The organism is Paenibacillus donghaensis, from assembly GCF_002192415.1.
Lineage (GTDB): Bacteria > Bacillota > Bacilli > Paenibacillales > Paenibacillaceae > Paenibacillus_AQ > Paenibacillus_AQ donghaensis.
Genome location: NZ_CP021780.1, coordinates 897,907 through 920,607 on the forward strand (window position 1 = coordinate 897,907; position 22,701 = coordinate 920,607).

Consider the following 22,701-nt stretch of genomic DNA (forward strand, 5'->3'; position numbering starts at 1 on the left):
AGATGGGGAAAGAGCAGGATCTGGCACGGGGTATTCTGGAGCATGTAGGCGGTATTGAGAATGTGGAGCGGATTACCCACTGTATGACACGGGTACGCATGACGATGCGGGATGACCAGATCATCCAGCTGGATGATCTGAAGAAGGTGCCCGGTGTTCTTGGCGTGGTTGAAGATTCCACCTTGCAGGTAATTGTGGGTCCGGGAATTGTAAACAAGGTTGCAGCAGAGATTGCAGCCATCAGCGGTGTTACGCTGGGTGAGATTATTCCGCTGAATGCCGATCCACAGTTGGGCGAGGGCGCATTGTCTAATAAGGACGAGGTCTCCCGGATCGCAGCGGAGAATAAAGCGGCCTATAAGAAACGCAATAACACTCCGATCAAGAATTTCTTCAAGACGATTGCCAATATCTTCATTCCGCTCGTTCCCGCTTTTGTTTCCGCCGGTCTGCTGGCAGGCATCACCTCCGTCATCGGCAATATGATGACCGCCGAAATCATCAGCGGCGACGGCTGGGTCCAGTTCAATATGATTCTGAATGTTATCAAAAGCGGTCTGTTCTCCTACATGGCCATCTTCGTAGGCATAAATGCCGCCCGTGAATTCGGGGCCAGTCCCTCATTGGGTGGTCTTATCGGGGGCGCGACACTGCTTACTGGTGTGAAGCCGGAGCTGCCGATCACCAATCTGTTTACCGGGGAGCCGCTGATTGCCGGACAAGGCGGAATTATCGGAGTGGTGCTGGCCGTCTGGATTCTGGCGCTGATTGAGAAGCGGCTGCATCGAATCATTCCCAACTCGATTGATTTAATCGTGACCTCTTTCCTTAGTGTCGTTAGTACAGGTATTATTACCATCTTCCTTATTATGCCTTTCGCCGGCTTCGTGGCTGAGAACCTGCTGATTCTGGTCAACTGGATTCTGGAGGTTGGAGGCGCTTTCTCTGGCTTCATCCTTGGCGGCATCTGGCTGGTTATGGTTATGCTGGGGCTGCATCATATCATGACGCCGATTCATATTGAGTTGATCACCAGTACGGGTATGACAGCGTTGCTGCCGATCCTCGCCATGGCAGGAGCCGGTCAGGTCGGTGCGGCGCTGGCACTATGGGTACGCTGCAGACGCAACAAGCCGCTGATCAATATCATCAAAGGTGCGCTGCCGGTCGGAATGCTAGGCATCGGAGAGCCGCTTATTTACGGGGTGACGCTTCCGCTGGGACGTCCTTTTGTAACCGCCTGTGTGGGCGGTGCCTTCGGCGGCGCGGTGATCGGTTTCTTCGGCAATGTGGGAGCTATCGCAATCGGCGCGTCAGGCCTGGAGATGCTGCTGCTGATCGCCGACGGCAAATGGTGGATCTATCTGCTGGGTCTGGTGACAGCCTATATCTTCGGATTTATCTGCACCTACTTCTTCGGCGTGCCGAAGGAAGCCCGCGAACCTAAAGAAGCTTAAATCTTAAATCAACCAATATGCAAACAATACCTCAAATGAAGCACACAAGGAGTGAGTAGTTTGGATGGTGTACTGGTATCGTTAACAGAGCAAAGTGTGGACAAAACAGTGGAGTACCTGAAGGTTATGCGCAGCGCCGGGTTTCGAGCTATCTTCACCTCACTGCAAATGCCGGAGGAGGACCCGTCCCGCCTGCTGGCGCCGCTGATCTTGATTGGCCGCTTCGCAGCCGAGCATAATATGCTGCTGATGGCCGATGTATCCCCGCGGACCTTCGCCAGCTTCTCGCTGGCCCAACTGAAGGAAGCCGGAGTAACCGGACTTCGCATCGACTATGGCATGGAGAATGCGGAGATTGCCGAATTGTCGCAGTCCTGGCAGATCTCGTTCAACGCCAGCACCATTAATGAAGAGTTTCTCCATGATCTGCGTGCGCTGGGGGCCAATTTCGATTCGCTGGAAGCGTGGCATAATTATTATCCGCGTCCGGAGACCGGACTCGGCTGGGACGGTTTCGTCGCCAAGAATGAATGGCTGCAATCCCAGGGCCTGAAGGTGGCGGCCTTTATTCCGGGAGACGGCATCCTGCGCGGCCCGCTCCATGAAGGGCTGCCAACGCTGGAGCAGCACCGCGGCGTCTCTTCGTTCGCCGCCTATCTGGAGCTGAAGCAGCAGGGATTTACGGATCGGGTTCTGATCGGAGACCTCTCCGTTTCAGACTGGACCCTCCAGCAGTTCCGTGCCTGGAAGGAAGGGACCGTGTTGCTGCGTGTAAGGGAGCAGCGGGCGGCTCAGGTGTGGGAGCAGATTCATCACAATCGCCCGGATATAGCGCGTGATGTGATCCGCTCCGAAGAAGCGCGCAGACAGAGCACGGGCAGCATTGAACCCGAGAATTGTGTGGAACGCAAGGCGGGGGCGCTGACCCTGGATAATAACCTGTATAAGCGTTACACAGGCGAATTCCAGATCGTGCTGAAGCCGCTGCCTGCCGACGAACGGGTGAATGTGATCGGCTATGTGGAGGAAGCAGACCTGCTTCTGCTGCCGTTCCTGCAGCAATCCGGCCATCCCTTCCGCTTCCTTGCCAGTCCGCCCGGAAACGAATAAGATGAACTTATTGTTTCTTTGCACATCTAAATGGAGGCGTTCATGTGGGGAATGACCAGATTTTGTCCAGGATCGAAACCATGCTGCCCAAGCTGACGTTGTCCGAGCAGAAAGTGGCCGAGTTCGTACTGGGTTCGCCGGACCGGGTTGTATCCATGTCCGTTCAGGAGATGGCGGCGCATTCACTGTCAAGCAGTGCGTCTGTGGTGCGCTTCTGCCGCTCCATCGGACTTAAGGGATTCCCGGAGCTGAAGGTAACGTTGTCAGCAGACCTTGCCCAGGAGCAGAAATCAGGTTATTACGATCTGCACAAAAATGAGAATACGGCCGAGCTGGTCGATAAAATGCTGTCGAACGCCATGCAGTCGCTGAGAGATACGGTGGGTCAGCTGGATGTCGGCCAGATTGAAGAGATTGCGCGTTGCCTGCATAAGGCTCCTGCTATTTTTGCCTACGGGATCGGGGCTTCCTCGCTGGTGGCCGAGGATATCTCGCAGAAGTGGCTGCGGATGGGCAAGAATGCTTATGCCTTCCTGGACACGCATGTCCTGACCATGAGTATGGCGGCAGCGCCTCCAGGCAGCGTGTTTATCGGCATTTCGTACAGCGCGCAGACGCGCGAGGTGCTGCAATTGACCAAGTTTGCGAGGCAAAGCGGACTGACGACGATCAGCTTCACCGGGTTCGGCCGCAGCGAGCTGTCCGAGCTGAGCGACTACAATCTGTTCACGGCGCTTGCGCCCGAAGCCAAGGTGCGCAGCACGGCGACGGCTTCGAAGCACAGCCAGTTTTTTATTATCGATACGCTGTATTATATTTATGCTTCCATGAATATTGACTCTTCCATCGATCATATTGCCAAGACGCGCAAGGCGATTGAGGAGCTGAAACGGATCGAGTCGGAGCATTAGCGGCAGTGAGCGGCAGATTAGCCGACTGAGGAGGTAATATTATGTTTGGATTCAAAAAGAAACTGACAGCCAGTGACGTCCTGGACATCCCGTCACCGGTGAAGGGGAAGATTATACCGCTCATCGAGGTTCCGGACCCGGCCTTCTCCGGCGGTGCTATGGGCCCGGGAATCGCGGTGGAGCCGGATGAAGGGCGGGTCACTGCCCCTTTTGACGGAGTTGTGGCCCATCTGATGGAGCGGAGCAAACATGCGGTGCTGCTGGAGCATGCGTCCGGTGTGCAGATTCTGATTCATGTCGGCACGAACACCGTGTCGCTGAAAGGGGAGGGCTTCACGGCCCATGTCCAGACTGGCGACCGGGTGAGGCAAGGACAGCTGCTGCTGGAATTCGACATGGCGGCCATTACGCAAGCGGGTTATTCGGTGGTGACGCCGATGATCGTCCCGGGCGGACAGGATAATGTTAAAGAAGCTATTCCGCTGCTCAGCGGAGACGGCCCGGAAGGCCAAGCGGTAATTCGTGTGACGCTGACATAGGGTCTGTCGGCTGAAGCGGCTTCAGCCGTAGGAAAGAATGCCTGCTTGTCCTGCTTGTCAAACCGACAGCTTTTGCATATAATGATAGGATATATCAGCTATGAAATGTATTGATGGAGAAGAGTACGCAGTGCCTGGCTTACAGGGAGGAGACGCCTTAGATTGCGAGCGTTTCTAAGTTGCAGACCTGCCGAAGTTCACTCCGGAGCAGTTCCCTGAACGGTGCTTAGGAACGGCGAAGCCGATTCTGACGCCAACCCGCGTAGGGGATACCGGCCGCAGACCGTTATTTCTGTGTAGAGTGAGACGGGTATCTGTCCAGCCTTAAAGAGGGAATATAGCTCTTAAGGAGACAGCTCAGCTTGTCTAACAAGGGTGGTACCACGGTCTTTTCGTCCCTTTACCGGGAGGAAAGGCCTTTTTTTGTTGAATCCAGACTTTATCTGAAGGGGGCTGTACACAGCCATGAAAGAGAAATTGGAAGCATTGAAGCTTGAGGCGCTGTCCAAGCTGCAGGAAGTAACAGACGCACAGGTGCTGAATGATCTGCGTGTGAAATATTTGGGCAAAAAAGGCGAGCTGACCGAGGTGCTGCGCGGCATGGGAGGACTCAGTGCCGAGGAGCGTCCATTGATCGGGCAAGTAGCCAATAACGTCCGCAGCGCGATTGAAGAAGTGATTGCCGCGAAGCAGGAAGCCTACCAGCAGCAGGAAACCCAGAACCGGCTGGCTGCGGAGAAGGTGGATGTCACCCTGCCGGGCCGCCGTATGCTGCAGGGGGTATTCATCCACTGAGCCGTGTGGTGGAAGAGATTGAGGATGTCTTCATCGGCATGGGCTACCAGGTAGCCGAAGGTCCTGAGGTAGAGACGGATTATTACAACTTCGAAGCGCTGAATCTGCCGAAGAACCATCCGGCCCGTGATATGCAGGATTCCTTCTACTTGACAGAGGATCTGCTGATGCGTACCCAGACCTCCGGCGTGCAGATCCGTACGATGCAGTCGATGAACGGACAGGTGCCGGTAAAAGTAATCTGTCCGGGTAAAGTGTTCCGCCGCGATGACGATGATGCGACCCACTCCTTCCAGTTCCACCAGATTGAAGGGCTGGTTGTCGGACGCAATATCCGCATGAGCGACCTGAAGGGCACGCTGGAGCAGTTCGTGCAGGAAATGTTCGGGCCAGGCACCGGCATCCGCCTGCGTCCAAGCTTCTTCCCGTTCACCGAGCCAAGCGTAGAGGTGGATGTCAGCTGCTTCAAATGCGGCGGGGCAGGCTGCAGACTGTGCAAGCAGAGCGGCTGGCTGGAGATTCTCGGCGCCGGGATGGTGCATCCGAATGTGCTGGCCATAGGCGGATACGATCCGACTGAGTTCAGCGGTTTCGCTTTCGGGATGGGTGTGGAGCGGATTGCGATGCTGAAATACGGCATCGATGATATCCGTTACTTCTATAACAATGACATGAGTTTCGTGAAGCAGTTCAAGGGCGTTTAGCATTACATCTGAACTAAAGGAAGTGAGCGGAAATGAAAGTATCAACCGGATGGTTGGCTGATTATATATCGCTGGACGGAGTTACCGCTGAGGAGCTGGCAGACAAAATCACCGCGGCCGGCATTGAGATTGACGGTGTGGAGCGCCGCAATAAGGGGATCTCCGGGATTGTCACCGGCTATGTGAAGAGCAAGGAGAAACACCCGGACGCAGACAAGCTGAACGTCTGTATCGTTGACGTCGGTCAGGGCGAGGACCTGCAGATTGTCTGCGGGGCCAAGAATGTGGATGCAGGCCAGAAGGTTCCTGTAGCCATGGTGGGCGCCAAGCTGCCGGGCCTGGATATCAAGAAGGCCAAGCTGCGCGGCGTATTGTCCCAGGGTATGATCTGCTCCGCCAAGGAGCTGGGCCTGAACGACAAGCTGCTGCCCAAAGAGCTGCAGGAAGGTATTCTGGTGCTGCCAGAAGCGACCGAAATCGGCCAGGACATCACCCAGGTGCTGGGCCTGAACGACGAGGTGCTGGAGTTTGACCTTACGCCCAACCGCTCGGATTGCCTGAGCATGATTGGTGCTGCTTATGAGGTTAGCGCCATTCTGGGCCGTGACGTCAAGCTGCCTGATCCGCAGGAGGATATCGTGGAAGTAAGCGGGGCGGATTCCGCCGCAGCGCATATCTCCGTGAAGATTGAGGATGAGGCCCATTGCGCCCACTATACAGCGCGTTATATTTCCGGTGTGAAGCTTGGCGCAGCCCCATTGTGGATGCAGAACCGGCTGATGGCCGCCGGAGTGCGCCCGATCAACAATATCGTCGATATCACCAATTATGTCATGCTGGAGTTCGGCCAGCCGCTGCATGCCTTTGACGCAGACCGCGTGGAAGGTGGCGTGCTGGGCGTAAGGCTGGCGCATAAAGGCGAAGTTCTGACTACGCTGGACGGCCAGGAGCGCAAGCTGGAGCCGCAGATGCTGGTGATCGCGGACGCTGAGAAGGCTGTAGCCTTGGCGGGTGTCATGGGCGGGCTTGCTACAGAGGTTACGTCAGATACCGTGAACATCCTGCTGGAATCGGCCCGCTTCGACGGGGGAACGGTCCGCAAAACCTCGCGCCAGCTCGGCCTGCGTTCCGAAGCCTCGCTGCGCTTCGAGAAGGAGGTTGACCCGCATGCCGTTATTCCGGCATTGAACCGGGCGGCGGCGCTGATTGCGCATTATGCCAGCGGAACGGTGCATGAAGGAATTATGGAAGCGGCCAGCGGCAATGTGGAAGAGAAGCTTATCACCCTCTCGCTGGAGAAGCTGAACCGCTACCTCGGCACCCAGCTGTCATTGCTGGAGGTGAAGACGTTGTTCACCCGGCTGCATTTCAAATATGGCGATGCTGGCGAAGGACTGCTGGAAGTGCAGGTACCTGCACGGCGCGGCGATATCAGCTATGATGTGGACCTGATTGAGGAGATTGCCCGTCTCTATGGATATGACAATATCCCTACGACGCTGATTGAAGGACCGACCACGCCGGGTTCTCTCACCTGGCCGCAGCGGATACGCCGCCAGCTGCGCAGATTGCTTGCGCATGGCGGATATCAGGAAGTCTTGGGATACTCTTTCATACAGCCTGCGCAGAGCGGCTTGTTCCCTGCCTTCGCCGGAGAAGGCCGCACGGTCAAGCTGGCTATGCCGATGAGCGAGGAGCGCAGTGTGTTGCGCACCAGCCTGCTTCCGCAGCTGCTGGATATCGCCACGTACAATACGAACCGCCGGCAGAGCGATCTGGCCTTGTTCGAAATCGGCAATGTGTTCTATTCCGATGAAGAAGCCTTGACCCGCCAGCCGCGTGAGCTGCCGGTGCTGAGTCTGCTGCTCAGCGGCAGTCTGACCGCTAAGCAATGGAATGTCCCGGTCCAGCCGGTCGATTTCTTTGACCTGAAGGGTGCGCTGGAGACGGTTTTTGCCCATCTGGGGCTGGAAGGCCGGATCGTATATGAAGGGGACAGTCCGGAAGGCTTCCATCCGGGACGTTCTGCCTCTCTGTACCTGACGGGAGAGCAAGGGCGCATCAAGCTGGGTTCGATGGGACAGATTCATCCGGAGCTGCAGCGCCAGTATGATCTAGTGGACACCTACGCGGCCGAGATTGCCCTACAGCCGCTCTATGAGGCGGCAGGCAGCCGTTTGCAGCACAAGGAGCTGGCACGGTTCCCGGGTATGGAGCGCGATATCGCCGTGGTGGTAGATTCAGCTGTACCGGCGGGTGAGCTGCTGTCCAGCATTCGTGAGCACGGCGGCAGTCTGCTGCAATCGGTGCAGATCTTCGATGTCTACACCGGCGGCAAGCTGGAGGGCGGGAAGAAGAGCATCGCTATCTCATTGCTCTATCGCCACAGTGACCATACCTTGACTGACGAGGAGGTTTCCGAGGTGCATGGTCAGGTATTGACGGCACTTCAGCAAACTTTTGGAGCAGAATTAAGAAAGTAGCAGGAATTGTGTAAAGCCGCAGCGAATCCATTTAGAAACATAGATTCGCAGCGGTTTTTTTAAATATAAGAATTTATATGTTTTCACGTTATCAATTATCCTTCTATTTTTTGCTAAAGCATTAAGATTAAAGCTACAATAGGAGCAGAGAAACCAACTTAGAATCCGCACACATACAAAGGAGGGCACAACTGTGGCTATGGACCGGACACGTGTCGCCGTGGAGATATACGGAACTTCCTATAATCTTGTCGGAAGCAGCACTGAATATATGAAGCAAGTTGCCCGTTTTGTAGACGAGCACATGCGTACCATTTCCAAATCCCATTCCAGACTGGACACGCCGCGTATTGCGGTGCTGACAGCTGTACATATGGCCGAGCAGGCCATTCAGGTTCAGGACTTCAAGAAAGAGCTTAATATGCTGACCGGAGAACGCAGCGAGCTTAGGGTTGAAATGGCCCGCCAGCTGGAAGTGCAGCAGGAGCGCGAGGAGGAGTACGAGCAGCTTGAAGCAGCTGCGAAGGAAGAAGCCGCACGGCTGATCGCCGCCGCTGAGGAGCAGCGCGTACGTCATCTGGAGCAGCAGGAGCAGGAGCGCAAGCTGCATGCCGAGCAGCTGCGGGAAGCGGAGCAGCTGGCAGGAGCGGCCCGCCAGGAGCTGGCCGACCAGCTGGCCCAGCGCGAGCGTGAGCTGCAGGAGCAGCGGGCCGCTCATGAGGCTGAGCAGGCAACGCTGCGCCAGGAGGGAAGCGAGGCGCTGCAGGCGCGCGAGCAGGAGATCCAGGCGCTGCGGGCCGAGTTCGAAGCGCAGCAGGCTGCCGCGCGCGAGAGTGCCCAGCAGGAGCTGGCGAATGCCGAAGCCCTGCATCTGCAGCAGCTGGAGGAGCTGAAGGCGGCGCACCAGCTGGAGCAGGAGAGCGAGCGCGAGCGGATGAGCCGGGAGAAGGCGGAGGCGCTGGCGGCCGTGCAGGAGTCCCTCGGCGGAGAACTTGCCGAGACGCGGACAACCTTGGGTCAGCAGCTTGCCGATACCAAGGAGAGCCTTGGCAACGAGCTGGCAGGCACCAAGGAGCGGCTGGGCAAGGAGCTGGAGGCTACGCGGCAGAAGCTTGGCAAGGAGCTCGAGGACACCAAGCAGAGCCTGGGCCAGGCTCTGAACACCGAGCGCGAAGCGCTGCAGCGGGAGCTGGCGAAGAACAAGGAGCTGCGGCAATCGCAGGGAACGCAGGAGCACCGCCACAAGCAGCAGCTTCAGGAGCTGGAGAAGCAGCTGGCAGAGCTGCGCGGGGGCACAGGGCAGCTGCAGTCGCGGCTGCGCGCCGCTGAAGCGAATATCAAGGCCGAGCGGGATTCCCGCCAGAGCCTGCTTGAGCAGTACGAATCCGTGGTCAAGCGCGAGGAACAGCTGGAAGAGGAGCTTCGCTCCGCTACTGAGCTGGGCACGCTGCTGAGTGAGGAATTGGAAGAGCTGCGTGCCAGCTATGACGCATCCCAGAGTGAAGCGGCTGCGCTGCACAGCTCGCTGGAGCAGACCGGCGGCACCTTGAGCCGGGTTCAGGAAGAGCTGAGCGGCACGGCAGCAGAGGCGAAGAAATGGCAGGCGCTGGCAGACAAGCGTATGGAAGAGATCAGCGAGCTGGAGATGAGTCTTCTGGAGACGGAAGAGAAGTCCTTGACGCTGCAGAGCGAGATCGAGACACTTCGCGGCCAAGCCGACGGATTAGTACAGCAGCTGGACCGTGAAGCTGCGCTGCGCAGCCAGGCGGAGTCCGAGAGTGCAGCCTTGCGCGGACAGCAGGAAACGGCTGTTAAGAATCTGGCGGCACTTCAGGTGCGCTATGAGGAAATGATCGCGCAGTATGATGAGGTTCTGCAGGAAGGCGAACGTCTGCAGGAGAGATACAGCCTGCTGGAGGCCGAGAGCGAGGAAACGGCGCGGCGGCTCGATGAGCTGTCGGAAGCCAGCCGCGAAGCTGCGTCCGCTGCGGTGGAGTATCAGGAGGTGCTGAAGGAAGCGGAGCAGACCGGCGCGGCCTGGAAGCACAGATTCGAGGAGCTGCAGCAGCGGCAGCAGCAGTGGAACGATACGGAAGAGCAGCTGCGTGAGGAGATTGAGCTGTGGCAGCAGGAAGCGGACGAAGCTGAAACCAAGCGGGTTGCGCTGGAGCGCGAGCGCAGCGAGGCTGTTCAGCAGCTGGACGAGGTCGGCGAGCATTACGAGCTGGCCCAAGGCCAGCTGCGGCTGCTGCAGGCCCAGTCTGAGCTGAACAAGGATCAGCTGGACAAGCTGGCGGAGAGTCACCGCGCGTTGCAGGCGGAATATGCCAAGTTGCAGAATGAATATAATGAATGGATTCAGCTGATCGAACAGGACAGCTGAATGGCGGATGCATGAAGAAGGGCAGACCTCAAGCCGGCAATGGCTTGCGGGTCTGCCCCTTTTGCTGTATATGATGTGTTAACATGTTACTTTGGAACGTTCGGAGTCAATAGATGCTAAAGAGAAACTGCACCTAATTTCAGCTGAATCGTTAGCTGTGAGGCAAATAAATGCGAAAATGGTTACTACTAAGACCTCCAGCCTTCTCTCTATAGGTTGAAACATTCAGTCGAAAACCCGCCGTCCCTATCCGCAATTTCAACTAATCTTGGGTAATTCCGACTGCTGACGCTAGAACTACACAGACTTAGCTCCAAAATTAGGGAGCCGAACAAATAGATGCGATAACGCATCTATTTAGCCGTTTTTTTCCGTTTTGGAGGAAATAAGTGCGAATACGCATCTATTTTGGAAGTTTGAGCGTTCCTGGAGTGATTTACTCGAAATTAGTTGCAGATTTGCACTTATTCGGCTGTTAATGGAACCTTCGGCTGAATTTAGTTGCAGTTTCGCATCTAATTATTCCGAAGGTTCCATGGCAACACTCTAAATCCTTACTGGACCTAAGTAGTAACCACTTTCGCAACTAAATCGGCGGATTGGACTTAAGAAACGATCGGATGATCCGTTTGTGATATCAGGACAACTGAATTAGTCCACGATGAAATTGGCCTGCATCCCGCTGTGGCCGGAGCCGCACATAATCGAGCAGCTGATCTCGAAGGTGCCGGCTTCTTCCGGTACGATCACCTGTGAGCTTTTTTTGCCGTCCAGATGCAGCTCGAGGCCGGGGGCCAGAATACCGTGGTTGCCGCTTTCGTTCTTGAAGATGATTTTGACGGGAACACCCTTCTTTAGATGATATTCCTGCTGGTCGAAGCTGTAGTTGCTGGCGGTAATCACCAGTTCCTCATCCGCCGTTATTCCGTTGTCTGAGTTACCTTTGCCGTTGCCGCTGTTCCCCAGGTTCTCATGATTGCTGCCACAGGCTGTAAGAAGGGCGGTTCCGAGCAGCAGCATAAGAAATGCCGATTTCTTCAGGGTAATCCTCTCCTTAACCATGAATTTATGTAGACATCATAGCCTAAAATAAATGTAAACGCTCTGAGAAATTTTGAAAATTTCGGGAGTGGACAAAAAAGTTCGAATTATGTCGAAAATTGTGAAAATATGATGCATTAATAGTTAAAATTCATTATAATAAAAGCTATAAAACGCCAAGTAGAAACGGCTTTGCCGTCCTCTGTAAGCAAACTAATCCGATTCTGCAAGAAATAGAAGGATAATTTATGGATTGAACATATAAATTCTTATATTTGTAAAAAGTAGGGGATACACATTAACATCAACAATGATGAATGGAACACGGAGCATTGGCATCGCAAGATTCTTAACGGCTACTGGGTAATCGTCGGTTTTATGATGATTGCGGAGCTGCTGTTTGTACTAAGTGCGGATATGCTGAATGTGAAAACCCCGGTCAATTCTGATTCCTGGCACCTTTTTATGGCCTGCAATGTACTGATCGTGTTCTGTCTGGTCAGCGCTGAGTTCTGGCTGCGTTCACAGCTAAAGCATCAGAAGCAGGCGGTGGCAACCACTTCATTTGTGGTTTCCTATTTGATGTATTTTGTGATTGAGCCGTTTGTGGATGGCGCGCAAATGACGCTGATGATGCCCATTATGGTGGCTCTGGTCTACTTTGACCGCAAGATGCTCTACAGTTTGGGCACGATCAGCGTGATCATTTATGCGGGAATCTATTTCGTGCTGGAAAGAGTGTTTCTTAAAAAGCCGCTGCTGGAGTTCCTGATGGTGGAATGTGTATACCTTGTTTTTGTCCTGATGTCTCACGCTGTTATTGTCCGTGCCCGCGAGGCCCGCGACCATATGGAGCAATTAACTAAATCGGAGCAGTCTCTGATGGTTGAACGTGCGATCTCCGACAAACTGCTGAAGATTGATGCATTGACTGGCCTCTACAATCATAAAACCTTCCATGAGTACCTGGATTCGCTGCTGGAGCAATGTGAGAGCAATGGTCTTCGGCTGCAGCTGGCGCTGTTTGACATCGATAACTTCAAGCGTGTGAATGATACGTATGGGCATTGGGTGGGGGATCTGGTGCTGAAAGAGGTTGCATCCAAGGTTATGGGGATGATTGGGCTGAACGATTTTGCCGCCCGGTACGGGGCGAGGAGTTCGCGGTTATCTTCACGGACATCAGTCTTCCGGAAGCCTATGAGGCGGTGGAAGCGATGCGCGGCCAAATGGCGCTAATGGCGCATCCTTATGCCGGAGACAAGCCGATCACGGTGAGTGTCGGATTATGTGATTATGAAAGCGGGAATGGCAAGGAGCTGCTGTTCCGCAAGACGGACAATGCCTTGTACACCGCTAAAAGAAACGGCAAAAATGCAGTGGTCACCGCTTCTGTAAGCAAGGATGACGAAATTTTCTCTTACGCCTGACCCCTTATATTGATAAAGGCTGCGCCATTCCTGTAAGAATGGCGCAGCCTTTTTGTGTGAATAGAAGAAAGTATATGTTTCACAATATCCTTTATCCTTCTATTTCTCGCTGAAACGGTACCTGAAAGCGATACGCAGTATCGCTGCTTCGGAAGCGTAGGCTACCTAAAACGGACGATACCGTTTCTACTCGAAATATAAGAAATTATATGTTCCACACTATAATTCATCCTTCTATTTTTCGCAGAAACGGATGCCGCCTCTTGGAGAGGACGGCGAAGCCGTTTCTTCTTAGTGCGGGAAGCACCCTTGCCAAGAAAGGCACTTACTTGGCGGCCTCAAACGGCGTGGCAATCGGGAGGAACAGGTCGATAATTCCGATCACCAGCGCTGCGAGCAAGGCGCCTACAACCGAGACACTGACTCCGGTGACTACAAATTGCGCAATCCAGATGACGAGCGCACTGACCAGAAAACCGACGATTCCACGACCGAACGGGGTGGTTTTTTTGCCGAAGACGCCTTCTACTATCCAGCCCAGCAGAGCGATAACCAGTGCCAGAATCAGGGCGCTGCCGAAGCCGCCGACCGTAAACTGCGGAACAATCCAGCCTACTACCAGCAGCACGATGGCTGCGACCACAAACCGGACGATATGACTCAATATTCTCATTGCCATTAACCTCCTTTGATTTTCGTCGTCGGGTAAGGATATTTGCAAGGGTTATTATGACCCGGATATTTGTTTTTTATGAATTGGAGTTCCTGGACGGCTGCTGCGGCAAGCTGAATAGCGGAAATCGGCTAAATTCGGTATAATGTATTCATCTATGAAGGGAGCTGTGACAGCAAGTGGACGACAAGATTTTGCATACACTTGAATATCGCAAGATTTTAAATAAATTAATGCAATATACGCAGACCACCATGGGACGGATTACGGCAGAGCAGTTGAAGCCTTCAGCAGACTTCGAAGGCGTGAAGCTGCTGCTGCAGGCTACGGACGAAGCGGCCAATGTGGACCGGCTAAAGGGCATACCGTCCTTCCGTGGGATAAGCGATATCAAGCCGGCGCTGAAGCGTGCATCGATTGGAGGCATGCTGGGAACGACGGAGCTGCTGTCTGTCGGGAACACGATCGGCGGGGCACGGAGAGTGAAGCGATTCCTTGCGGCGATGCATGAGGAAGAACAGATTCCTCTGCTGTTCGCGCAGAGTGACCTGCTGTCGGAGCAGAAGCCAGTGGAGGATGATATCCGTTCCTGTATCGATGAGAACGCGGATGTAATGGATTCCGCCAGCACAGAGCTTGCTTCGATCCGCCGCGAGCTGCGTGGCGGGGAGACGCGAATCCGCGAGAAGCTGGATTCCATGATCCGCTCCTCCTCGGTGGCCAAGATGCTGCAGGATCAGCTGGTAACGATTCGCGGCGACCGGTTTGTCATTCCGGTCAAGGCGGAATACCGCGCCCATTTCGGCGGCATCGTGCATGACCAGTCAGGCTCCGGTGCGACGCTGTTCATCGAACCGGAGTCTATTGTGGCGATGAACAACAAGCTGCGCGAAACCCGGCTGCGCGAGGAGCGGGAGATTGAGATCATCCTGCACCGCCTGACGGACCGGGTTGGCGATATTGCCGAGGAATTCACCTATGATATCGATATCCTGGGCGAGCTGGATTTCATCTTCGCCAAAGCGCGTCTGGCCCGCGATATGAAGGCTACCCAGCCGCGCATGAATGACCGGGGCTATCTCAGACTGCGCAAGGGACGTCATCCGCTGATTGCCGCCGAGCAGGTGGTGCCGCTGGATGTGGAGCTGGGCAACCAGTACAGTTCGATTATTGTTACCGGTCCCAACACCGGAGGGAAGACCGTTACGCTGAAGACGATCGGGCTACTCAGCCTGATGTCGATGTCCGGCTTGTTCATTCCGGCGGAGGAAGGCAGCCAGATGTGTGTGTTCGACGCCATCTATGCTGATATTGGCGATGAGCAGAGCATTGAACAGAGTCTGAGTACCTTCTCCAGTCACATGACGAATATTATCAACATTCTGCGTAGAATGACGCCGAAGAGTCTGATCCTGCTGGATGAGGTGGGAGCAGGAACCGACCCGGCAGAAGGGTCTGCGCTGGCTATTGCCATTCTGGAGCATATTCACCGCATTGAGTGCCGCATGGTGGCTACTACTCACTACAGTGAGCTTAAGGCTTATGCCTACGAACGCAAAGGCGTCATCAATGCCAGCATGGAATTTGATGTGCAGAGCTTAAGCCCTACCTACCGCCTGCTGATTGGAGTGCCTGGACGAAGCAATGCGTTCGCGATTGCCGAACGTTTAGGTCTGCAGGCCCCGATTCTGGAGCATGCGCGCGGCGAGGTCAAGGAAGAAGATATGCGCGTGGAGCACATGATCGCTTCGCTGGAAGAGAACCGGCTGGAAGCCGAACATGAGCGCGGACGCGCAGAGCAGATCCGCCGCGAGGTTGAGGAGCTGCGCGCAAGACACCAGCAGGAGCTTGACAAGCTGGAGAGCCAGCGCGACAAGCGGCTCGAGAAGGCGGAGAAGGATGCCGCCGCACTGCTGGACAAAGCGCGTAAGGAAGCCGAGGAGATTATCAGCGACCTGCGCCGCCTGGCCATGGAGGAAGGGGCTTCGGTCAAGGAGCATAAGCTGATTGAAGCACGCCGCCGCCTCGATGATGCCCAGCCGGAGGTGCGCAAGAAATCCGGTCCGAAGACCACGGTGAAGCCGCCGCGCCGGATTGAGGCCGGAGATGAGGTCAAGGTGCACAGTGTGAACCAGAAAGGGTATGTGGTGGAGCTGAGCGGCAACAGCGAAGCGCTGGTGCAGTTCGGCATCATGAAGATGAAGGTCAGCCTGTCTGACCTGGAGCTGCTGTCTTCGCAAGGTTCGGCCGCCCCGCAGGCTGTTCGCCATGCGACAACTGTGAAACGTTCGCGCGACGAGAACATCCGCCGCGAGCTGGATCTGCGCGGTACGAATCTGGAAGAAGCGTTGATGGAGACGGACCGTTTCATTGATGAAGCTTTCCTGGGCAATCTGGGCCAGATCTCCATCATTCATGGCAAAGGGACAGGTGTGTTGCGTACAGGAATTCAGGAGTATCTGCGCAAGCACAAACATGTCAAAAGCTACCGGCTGGGAAATTACAATGAAGGCGGCGCAGGCGTGACCGTGGCTGAGCTGCAGTAACAAAAGAAGCCCGGCTGAAAAAGGAGGAACGTATGCAGGATAATATTGACCTTGTGCTGGGTCATCCGCTGGGTGCGCTGCTCGGCTATTTTACAGTAGCGGTTATGGGGCTGGTTGTATTTCTGTCCTTCTTCGAGATGGTCACCAAATACAACTGCTGGGAAGAAATCCGCAAAGGTAATGTGGCGGCGGCTATGGCGACCGGGGGCAAAATCTTCGGGATATGCAATGTGCTGCGCTTCAGCATTGAAGCCGGTGCTTCGATCTATGAGACGATGAAATGGTCGGTGGTGGGATTCCTTCTTCTGCTGCTGGCTTACTTTCTGTTCGAGTTCCTCACACCGGTATTCTCCATCGATGATGAGATTGCCGCAGACAACCGTGCGGTCGGACTGACTGCCATGCTGATTTCGGTATCGTTGTCCTATGTAATCGGCGCATCGATATTCTAGGAGGAAATCATGAAGATTCTGATCCGCGTCCTGTTTCTGTCCGCCATAGTATTTATAGCAGCGGGTATTATTTATTTGCTGATGAACTAGATGATGAATTACAAATAGTCAGGTGAACCTTAAAGGAGAAAATAATCATGGAAACAACAGTATGTCCTTGGTGCCATACGGAAATTGTATGGGACGAGGAATTCGGGCCGGAAGAGAATTGCCCGCACTGCAACAATGAGCTTAGCGGCTACCGTACGGTCCGGCTGGGTGTGAACGATCTGGAGGAAGAAGAGGAAGCAGAGCCGGCTCCGCAGCGGCCTGCGGCAGCACCGCAGGAACAGGCTGCTGACGACAATGATCTGTGGGACGATAACGACAAGGACAGCGTGGTGCCAATCTTCAATACGCTGGATCAGTTCAGTGAAGAATACGACATGGCGGCCTATGCCCAGAACAGCTCCACGCTGCTGGCCCTGCAGGAAGAAGCGCCGGAATGTCCGCAATGTCATGAGCTGATGCTGCTGGCCGGCAAGCAGGTGATCTCGGCATTTGAACCGTCCACACCTGAATTGCTGGGTGGCGGACCGGTGTTGAAGGCACCGGTCTCGCTCAATGTATATGTATGCCCGTCCTGCTTCCATGTGCAGCATAATCTGGCGCAGCAGGATCGGGTTCAGCTGGTGCGCAATGTAACGAACAGCCAGCAATAAGCCGGCGGGAACAGATAACTGACTTGAAGGCCCTGCGGATGCTTATCGCCGCTATGGGCCTTTTTCAATGAAGGGAAGATGCCCAAGGCTATTATGAAATCGGGAGAATCCAGCAGTGTTCAGAAAAAAACGGATCTACGGTCTGCGTACAACAGTTACTCTAATGGTGTGTGGTGTGGTGATGCTTGTGCTCTTGGTGCTGTATGCTGTCTTCAGCAGCCGGCTCATCCCGCAGCCGGGACAAGCTCTGGAGGAGAAGGCGGTGGCGATAGCCCGTACCATTGCCTTGGTCCCCTTAATATCGGACGGTCTGAGCAAGGGAGACAGCAAGGCGATTCAAGCCTATACCTCCAAAATCACGCGCCGCAATGATATCATGTTTGTAGTTGTCACTGATATGAACAGCATTCGTTATTCCCATCCCGATGCGACCCTGATCGGTTTGCCGTTTGTAGGAGGGAAACAAGAGCAGGCTCTGCAGGGAGAAGAGAGCTTCTCTGAAGGCCAGGGACCGCTGGGCAAATCGCTCCGCGCCTTTGTGCCTGTATTTAACGGTAAAGGTAATCAGGTGGGTTTGGTGATCGTCGGACTCTCCCAGGACCGCGTGAAGGCAATTACTCTGGAGAACAAATGGACCATTATCGCTATCTTGCTCTCTGGGGCGGTGCTGGGCGCGGCCGGAGCAATAGTGCTCGCCCGCAAGATCAAGAAGATGATCTTCTGGATGGAGCCGCTGGAAATTTCCAAGCTGCTGGAGGAACGCAGCGCGATGCTGCAATCTACCCGCGAGGGAATCATCGCTGTCGATCATGATGCCAGAGTTACCCTGATTAACCTGGAAGCGGAACGGCTGCTGCGCGTAGCCGGAATCTGCGAGGAAGTGATGCAGCAGCCTATAGTTGAGATATGGCCAGGCCTGCAGTTGGAGACCGTGCTTGCCTCCGGCGAAGGCAAGCAGGATCAGGAAATCGATCTGAACGGAATAACGCTGCTGGCCAACAGCCTGCCGATCCGGGTCAACGGCAGTACGGTCGGTGCTATCGTTACTTTTCGTGACAAGACCGAGATTACCCAGCTGGCAGAACGGTTGAGCGGAATCTCCGTCTACGCGGATGCTCTCCGGGCCGGGGCGCATGAATTCATGAACAAGCTGCATGTGATTATGGGCATGACACATATGGGCCTGTATGACGATCTGCAGGAATACATCTCCGGTACGGTGGTCAATTACCAGAATGAGATTGGTTCCATCACCCGGCAGATCAAGGACCCCGTGATGGCGGGGTTCCTGCTCGGGAAGCTCAGCCGGACCCGCGAGGCGGGCATCAGTCTGCTGCTTGACGAGGATTGTTATCTGCCAGGATCAGAGGACCCGGCAGTCATTCATGAACTGATCACAATTGTTGGCAATTTGATCGACAATTCCATTGATGCGATGAAGGATGCACCCGATAAAGTCATCCGGCTTGTTTTTCGTTATGACAACGGTTATCTGGTTTGTATGGTGCAGGATAAAGGGCCAGGAATTGACGAAGCGCTCCGGGAGAAGATCTATACGCAAGGTTTCTCTACCAAAGGGGAGAATCGCGGCATGGGACTTTATCTGGTGCGGCGCAGTGTGGACAAGCTGAACGGACGGCTTGAGCTGCTGCCACCGGATCAGTCCGGTGCCACTTTTGTAGCGAGTGTGCAGTACAATGTAAAGGATGATGAGATCTAATATGGATATTAAAGTCCTGATTGTTGAAGATGATCCGATGGTAGCCAAATTTAACCGCCATTATCTGGAGCAGATGGAAGGCTTCCAATTCGTAGGCTGGGCCGCATCGGGAGATGAGGCGAAACGCTTGCTTGATGAGCAGGAGGTGGACCTCATTCTGCTGGATATCTATATGCCGCATACGAATGGAATCCAGCTGCTGACAGCTCTGCGGGAGCAGGGGCTTGCCGTCGATGTGATTGTAATCTCGGCCGCGAGCGACAATGTCAGCATCCGCAGAATGCTGCAGTATGGAGCTGTGGACTATCTGATCAAGCCTTTTGAATTCACCCGCTTCCAGGCCGCGCTTACTGCCTACCGGGAAGAGCATCAGCTGATCAAACGGGGAGAGAACCTCAGTCAGGAACAGCTGGATAAGCTGGTGCGGTATAGTGGGTTAGATACTAAAGCAGCAGCGGCAGAGGGATTGCCAAAAGGACTGACAGAAGAGACGCTCGCCAGTATCTGGTCGATTATAAGCGGACTTCCCCAGGCTGTGTTCTCCACAGAGGATATCACACAGGCTGTACCCCTATCGCGTATTTCTGTCCGTAAATACCTCGCTTTCCTGACAGAAATCAAGGTATTGTCGATGGAGAGCAGCTATGGTGCGGTGGGCAGACCGATGTACATGTATAAGGTAACTAATGAAGGCGAAGATTTGATTTCCAAGTATTGCGGCCGATTACTTTAATTGCATTTTGCTGCTGGGGCAGCGGAACGCTTACGGAAGATGGAATATGCAAAGAGCCCGCGTCCGACGCGGGCTTCTTGTGCTGGAAGTATGGTGATGTAGGATTCGCACAGAGTGCCAAGAGGTATCTCAAGTCAACAGGGAGTCAACCTTAGGGCCAAGCAGAGGTCTGGAAAGTACTTGCAGAGCGTGGCTGGCGGAATTCTATAAAAGTGCCGGACTCTACAACGTGGGGAAGACTGCTGCTATCTAAATCTGTCGTAACTCCTTTTACGTTGCCGATTCCTGAGAATGGCCTGTGGAAGAAAGGCGTAGCCGCCAACCCCCACCAATGTAGGCCCTGCCTTTATTTGCGAGGCGTTCCTGAAGACCGGCTATGATGACCCGGATGTAATTCTGATTAAGGTCTATGCCGAAGCAGCCGAATACTGGAAAAGCGGGAACCTGGCCGAGAAGGTGATGTACATGTTCAAGCGGATCACCAACCAGGATACCGGAGAGCTGAACCTCAACCAGACCGTCGAGTTAGAGTAGAGCAGACGGTTTCGGAAGCAGGCTCTACACCAGGGAGATCAACAGGGATTCATCTGTTGGTCTCTTTTGCTGTGCAGCCGGAAGAAATAAATGTCACGCCTGAGGCTACTCAAGTGTTATATCTATAGAAACAGAAGAAATAGAAGAAAGGAGACCAACGTGGATTCTATGGAAGAGAAGATTAGGAGGATACAGGCCGGAGATGCCCACCTGTTCTCAGATGTAATCAGGCTGTACCAGCAGCGGATATACCTCTACTGCTTCCGGCTGCTGAACAGCAGGGAAGAGGCGGAGGATGCGGTGCAGGATGTCCTGATTAAGGCCTATCAGAATATCGGGCAATACAAGCCGCAGGCGGATTTCGTATCATGGCTCTACAAGATCGCTTACCACCATTGTCTGAATCAGTTGCGGCGGCAGAAATTTCAGCTTCAACTGCGCGAGCTGCTCCGGCAGGAGGTTGCGGTGAACAGCGCCGAACAAATGGTCGAGAACCGCCTGTTCAGCGAGCCGGTCTCGGCCGCCCTGGGGAAGCTGAATGTGGAAGACCGGAATTTGTTGATTCTGCGTATTTATGAAGATAAATCGTTTGCGGAAATCGGCGAAATTCTGGGCGTCAGTACGGCTACCGCACGCAAAAGATATGAACGGACCAAAGGCAAGCTTAAAAAGGTGTTGGAGAGAAAGGAGAAACAACTATGGACAAGAGTGAATTAACCTCGGAGGAGCGGTTTCTGAAGCACGGAGACCGGTCTGCCAATTTCATCCCCGTTGATGTTCATGAACCGGTAATGAAAGCGCTCGGGCTTGGAGGGACCTTACCTGCTGCAGAAGAGCAGACCCCTCTGCAGACACATCCGCCAAACGGAGGGGCTCCTAACGTTATGCGCAGGCTAAAGACAGAAGCCGGAACGGGGCGGAGCCGGAGGCGAATCCTGCGGATTCCGGTGCAGGGCTGGGTGGCGGCACTCCTTGTAATGGTCTTGCTGGGCGGCGGCTATACCCAGTATTCCGGTGAACTCCGGCAGGGGGCTGGAGCTCAGTATAAGGTGCTGCCGTATAAGCCGCTTCCGGCGACGACATCAGGCGGTATGATAGAGAAGACGGAAGAACCCCTGGTATACCTTCTTCCCGAGGTACCGCTGAGCAAAGATAGTAAAGGCTACAAAGAGAATAAACTCAACGAAATGAAAAGGTCAAAGGCCTACAACATCCTTGAGAAGCTGCTGCCTCCTGGGGAGTATGCCTCTTATGTTATGTCACGTACAGATCAGAAAGATGCTTCTTTTGGAGTTAGCACATACCGTCCGCTGCTCACATTCAAGGACTATGCCGCCTATAAGACCAGTGTAGAGAAGTACAACGCTCCGATAGTGATGCAGCCGGGGTATATGCCGGAAGGCTATGCCTTGGACCAGGCAAACATCAATCCTTCTTTCTTGAAACATTCAGATGAGAAGCAGCTTGAGGGCGGAAGCGAGAAAGACCTGGGAGACAACTTCCGGATGACGTGGAGAGTAGAGAAAGCGGAGAACATTGGCTATTTCACTTCTTCACTGGTGTACAAGAAGGGGAAGGTTCAGGTGAAAATCAATGCCTCACGTGTTGATGACAAAAGTAAACCTGCATATTCGTTGCCGTGGAACAAAAATACAAAGGTAGAGAATATTGAGATTGACGGCAAGCAGCTCATTTATGTCGATAACTCCAGCAACAAGGAGATCGACATGGGGTCTATGTATAACCTATACTGGTCTGACCCCGAAGCGCAGATTGTCTATTCCGTGGGGGTTCGCCAGAAGGATTCCGAATTAACCAAGGATGAGATCATCCGCATTGCCGCGAGTATGATGAATTAAACGAACGCAGATTGGGCGCTCAGGGCTGTTTCGCTATCTATGATAGCGGGACAGCCCTCGAGCGTTTTTTGCATGTGCGAAGGACTGCATATTCGTGAGATTTTATAAGAATTCGTGCATTGCTCTCATATGAACTTCCAATCCATATTATTACTATAGCAATGTAGCAAGATAATACAGATTATAGCCTCTCGGAATAAGGAGCAGTATGAAGGGGCTAAACCAGAGAAAGTGCATAATTAGAGCTGGAAAAGATGGAATATGAAAACCAGTTTCAAAAAAGGGCAGACCTCAAGTGGGTACAGTGTGCTATACTGCTGCGCACTGGGGCACTTATCTTTTGAATGAATTTTTTCATTGTTATCACTCCTCGTATGGATCTATGTATGGTGAATTTGTTACCAAAGGGCCAAACCACAAGAGATACGAAACGTTGTCAGCACTCTTCGACGTCGAGTGCTAGTATTTTTAGCTATCATAGTTTTTTGGAAAAGTATAGAGTTTTTTACGAACGTTAGTTCGACAAAATTCGATGATATAGAAATGTTTAGGTTGACCTAAAGTTGATTCGGTGCATGCGTGTTGATTTGCGAAGCAACAAATGGGCCATTTCTATATGTAGTAGCTACA

16 protein-coding genes and 2 pseudogenes are annotated in these 22,701 nt (G+C 53.8%); 16 read left to right on the forward strand and 2 right to left on the reverse strand.

Annotated elements, in window-relative coordinates:
* Positions 1-2 precede the first annotated feature (2 nt).
* The 7 genes and pseudogenes from B9T62_RS03620 (at position 3) to zapA (ending at position 10,382) form a co-directional block, all read left to right on the forward strand.
* Positions 3-1,457 (forward strand): PTS transporter subunit EIIC, encoded by a 1,455-nt coding sequence (locus B9T62_RS03620; RefSeq protein WP_087914012.1) that lies wholly within the window; start codon positions 3-5, stop codon positions 1,455-1,457.
* Between the two features lie 60 nt (positions 1,458-1,517).
* Positions 1,518-2,567: a DUF871 domain-containing protein gene (locus tag B9T62_RS03625; protein ID WP_087914013.1), complete on the forward strand. Its 1,050-nt coding sequence runs from the start codon at positions 1,518-1,520 to the stop codon at positions 2,565-2,567.
* 44 nt (positions 2,568-2,611) lie between these two features.
* Entirely contained in the window at positions 2,612-3,478 is an 867-nt protein-coding gene (locus B9T62_RS03630; protein ID WP_087914014.1) for a MurR/RpiR family transcriptional regulator, read from the forward strand.
* A 41-nt stretch (positions 3,479-3,519) separates the two neighbouring features.
* Positions 3,520-4,017 (forward strand): PTS sugar transporter subunit IIA, encoded by a 498-nt coding sequence (locus tag B9T62_RS03635; protein ID WP_087914015.1) that lies wholly within the window; start codon positions 3,520-3,522, stop codon positions 4,015-4,017.
* Between the two features lie 465 nt (positions 4,018-4,482).
* A pseudogene (gene pheS, locus B9T62_RS03640) lies at positions 4,483-5,516 on the forward strand (phenylalanine--tRNA ligase subunit alpha).
* A 32-nt stretch (positions 5,517-5,548) separates the two neighbouring features.
* Positions 5,549-7,999: a phenylalanine--tRNA ligase subunit beta gene (gene pheT / locus B9T62_RS03645; RefSeq protein ID WP_087914016.1), complete on the forward strand. Its 2,451-nt coding sequence runs from the start codon at positions 5,549-5,551 to the stop codon at positions 7,997-7,999.
* A gap of 193 nt (positions 8,000-8,192) precedes the next feature.
* Positions 8,193-10,382, forward strand: a complete 2,190-nt coding sequence (gene zapA / locus B9T62_RS03650) for a cell division protein ZapA (RefSeq protein WP_087914017.1) — start codon at positions 8,193-8,195, stop codon at positions 10,380-10,382.
* 651 nt (positions 10,383-11,033) lie between these two features.
* On the opposite strand, the gene B9T62_RS03655 is transcribed toward zapA, so the two are convergent.
* A complete protein-coding gene (locus B9T62_RS03655; protein ID WP_211296407.1) occupies positions 11,034-11,444 on the reverse strand; it encodes a cupredoxin domain-containing protein in 411 nt (136 codons plus the stop codon).
* 861 nt (positions 11,445-12,305) lie between these two features.
* Here B9T62_RS03655 and B9T62_RS40475 point away from each other — a divergent pair.
* A pseudogene (locus B9T62_RS40475) lies at positions 12,306-12,853 on the forward strand (GGDEF domain-containing protein).
* Positions 12,854-13,178: 325 nt separating this feature from the next.
* Here B9T62_RS40475 and B9T62_RS03670 read toward each other — a convergent pair.
* Positions 13,179-13,526 carry a phage holin family protein gene (locus tag B9T62_RS03670; RefSeq protein ID WP_087914021.1) on the reverse strand — a complete coding sequence of 116 codons (348 nt, stop codon included), beginning with the start codon at positions 13,524-13,526 and terminating at the stop codon, positions 13,179-13,181.
* Between the two features lie 179 nt (positions 13,527-13,705).
* On the opposite strand from B9T62_RS03670, the gene B9T62_RS03675 reads away from it, so the two are divergent.
* The 8 genes from B9T62_RS03675 (at position 13,706) to B9T62_RS03710 (ending at position 22,071) form a co-directional block, all read left to right on the forward strand.
* Positions 13,706-16,072: an endonuclease MutS2 gene (locus tag B9T62_RS03675; RefSeq protein ID WP_087914022.1), complete on the forward strand. Its 2,367-nt coding sequence runs from the start codon at positions 13,706-13,708 to the stop codon at positions 16,070-16,072.
* Positions 16,073-16,104: 32 nt separating this feature from the next.
* A complete protein-coding gene (locus tag B9T62_RS03680) occupies positions 16,105-16,524 on the forward strand; it encodes a DUF350 domain-containing protein (RefSeq protein ID WP_087914023.1) in 420 nt (139 codons plus the stop codon).
* 137 nt (positions 16,525-16,661) lie between these two features.
* Positions 16,662-17,225, forward strand: coding sequence for a hypothetical protein (locus B9T62_RS03685; RefSeq protein ID WP_245864330.1), 564 nt, complete (start codon positions 16,662-16,664; stop codon positions 17,223-17,225).
* 115 nt (positions 17,226-17,340) lie between these two features.
* Complete coding sequence (gene dcuS, locus B9T62_RS03690; RefSeq protein ID WP_087914025.1) at positions 17,341-18,945, forward strand: DcuS/MalK family sensor histidine kinase; 1,605 nt, start codon at positions 17,341-17,343, stop codon at positions 18,943-18,945.
* Position 18,946: 1 nt separating this feature from the next.
* Positions 18,947-19,678, forward strand: coding sequence for a response regulator (locus B9T62_RS03695; protein WP_087914026.1), 732 nt, complete (start codon positions 18,947-18,949; stop codon positions 19,676-19,678).
* 348 nt (positions 19,679-20,026) lie between these two features.
* Positions 20,027-20,212: a pyridoxamine 5'-phosphate oxidase family protein gene (locus B9T62_RS41655; protein ID WP_087920113.1), complete on the forward strand. Its 186-nt coding sequence runs from the start codon at positions 20,027-20,029 to the stop codon at positions 20,210-20,212.
* Positions 20,213-20,380: 168 nt separating this feature from the next.
* Positions 20,381-20,929 (forward strand): RNA polymerase sigma factor, encoded by a 549-nt coding sequence (locus B9T62_RS03705; RefSeq protein WP_245864533.1) that lies wholly within the window; start codon positions 20,381-20,383, stop codon positions 20,927-20,929.
* On the forward strand, positions 20,911-22,071 hold the full coding sequence (locus tag B9T62_RS03710; RefSeq protein WP_157685433.1) for a DUF4367 domain-containing protein: 1,161 nt from the start codon (positions 20,911-20,913) through the stop codon (positions 22,069-22,071). The genes B9T62_RS03705 and B9T62_RS03710 overlap by 19 nt, the downstream gene beginning before the upstream one ends.
* Positions 22,072-22,701 lie beyond the last annotated feature (630 nt).

Bases quoted from the DNA above. Each gene is read 5' to 3' on its own strand.
- B9T62_RS03695 (WP_087914026.1), top strand. From the start codon at position 18,947: ATGGATATTAAAGTCCTGATTGTTGAAGATGATCCGATGGTAGCCAAA.
- B9T62_RS03655 (WP_211296407.1), bottom strand. From the start codon at position 11,444: ATGGTTAAGGAGAGGATTACCCTGAAGAAATCGGCATTTCTTATGCTG.
- B9T62_RS03710 (WP_157685433.1), top strand. From the start codon at position 20,911: ATGGACAAGAGTGAATTAACCTCGGAGGAGCGGTTTCTGAAGCACGGA.
- B9T62_RS03635 (WP_087914015.1), top strand. From the start codon at position 3,520: ATGTTTGGATTCAAAAAGAAACTGACAGCCAGTGACGTCCTGGACATC.
- B9T62_RS03685 (WP_245864330.1), top strand. From the start codon at position 16,662: ATGGAAACAACAGTATGTCCTTGGTGCCATACGGAAATTGTATGGGAC.
- pheT (WP_087914016.1), top strand. From the start codon at position 5,549: ATGAAAGTATCAACCGGATGGTTGGCTGATTATATATCGCTGGACGGA.
- B9T62_RS03680 (WP_087914023.1), top strand. From the start codon at position 16,105: ATGCAGGATAATATTGACCTTGTGCTGGGTCATCCGCTGGGTGCGCTG.
- B9T62_RS03620 (WP_087914012.1), top strand. From the start codon at position 3: ATGGGGAAAGAGCAGGATCTGGCACGGGGTATTCTGGAGCATGTAGGC.
- B9T62_RS03670 (WP_087914021.1), bottom strand. From the start codon at position 13,526: ATGAGAATATTGAGTCATATCGTCCGGTTTGTGGTCGCAGCCATCGTG.
- B9T62_RS03705 (WP_245864533.1), top strand. From the start codon at position 20,381: ATGGAAGAGAAGATTAGGAGGATACAGGCCGGAGATGCCCACCTGTTC.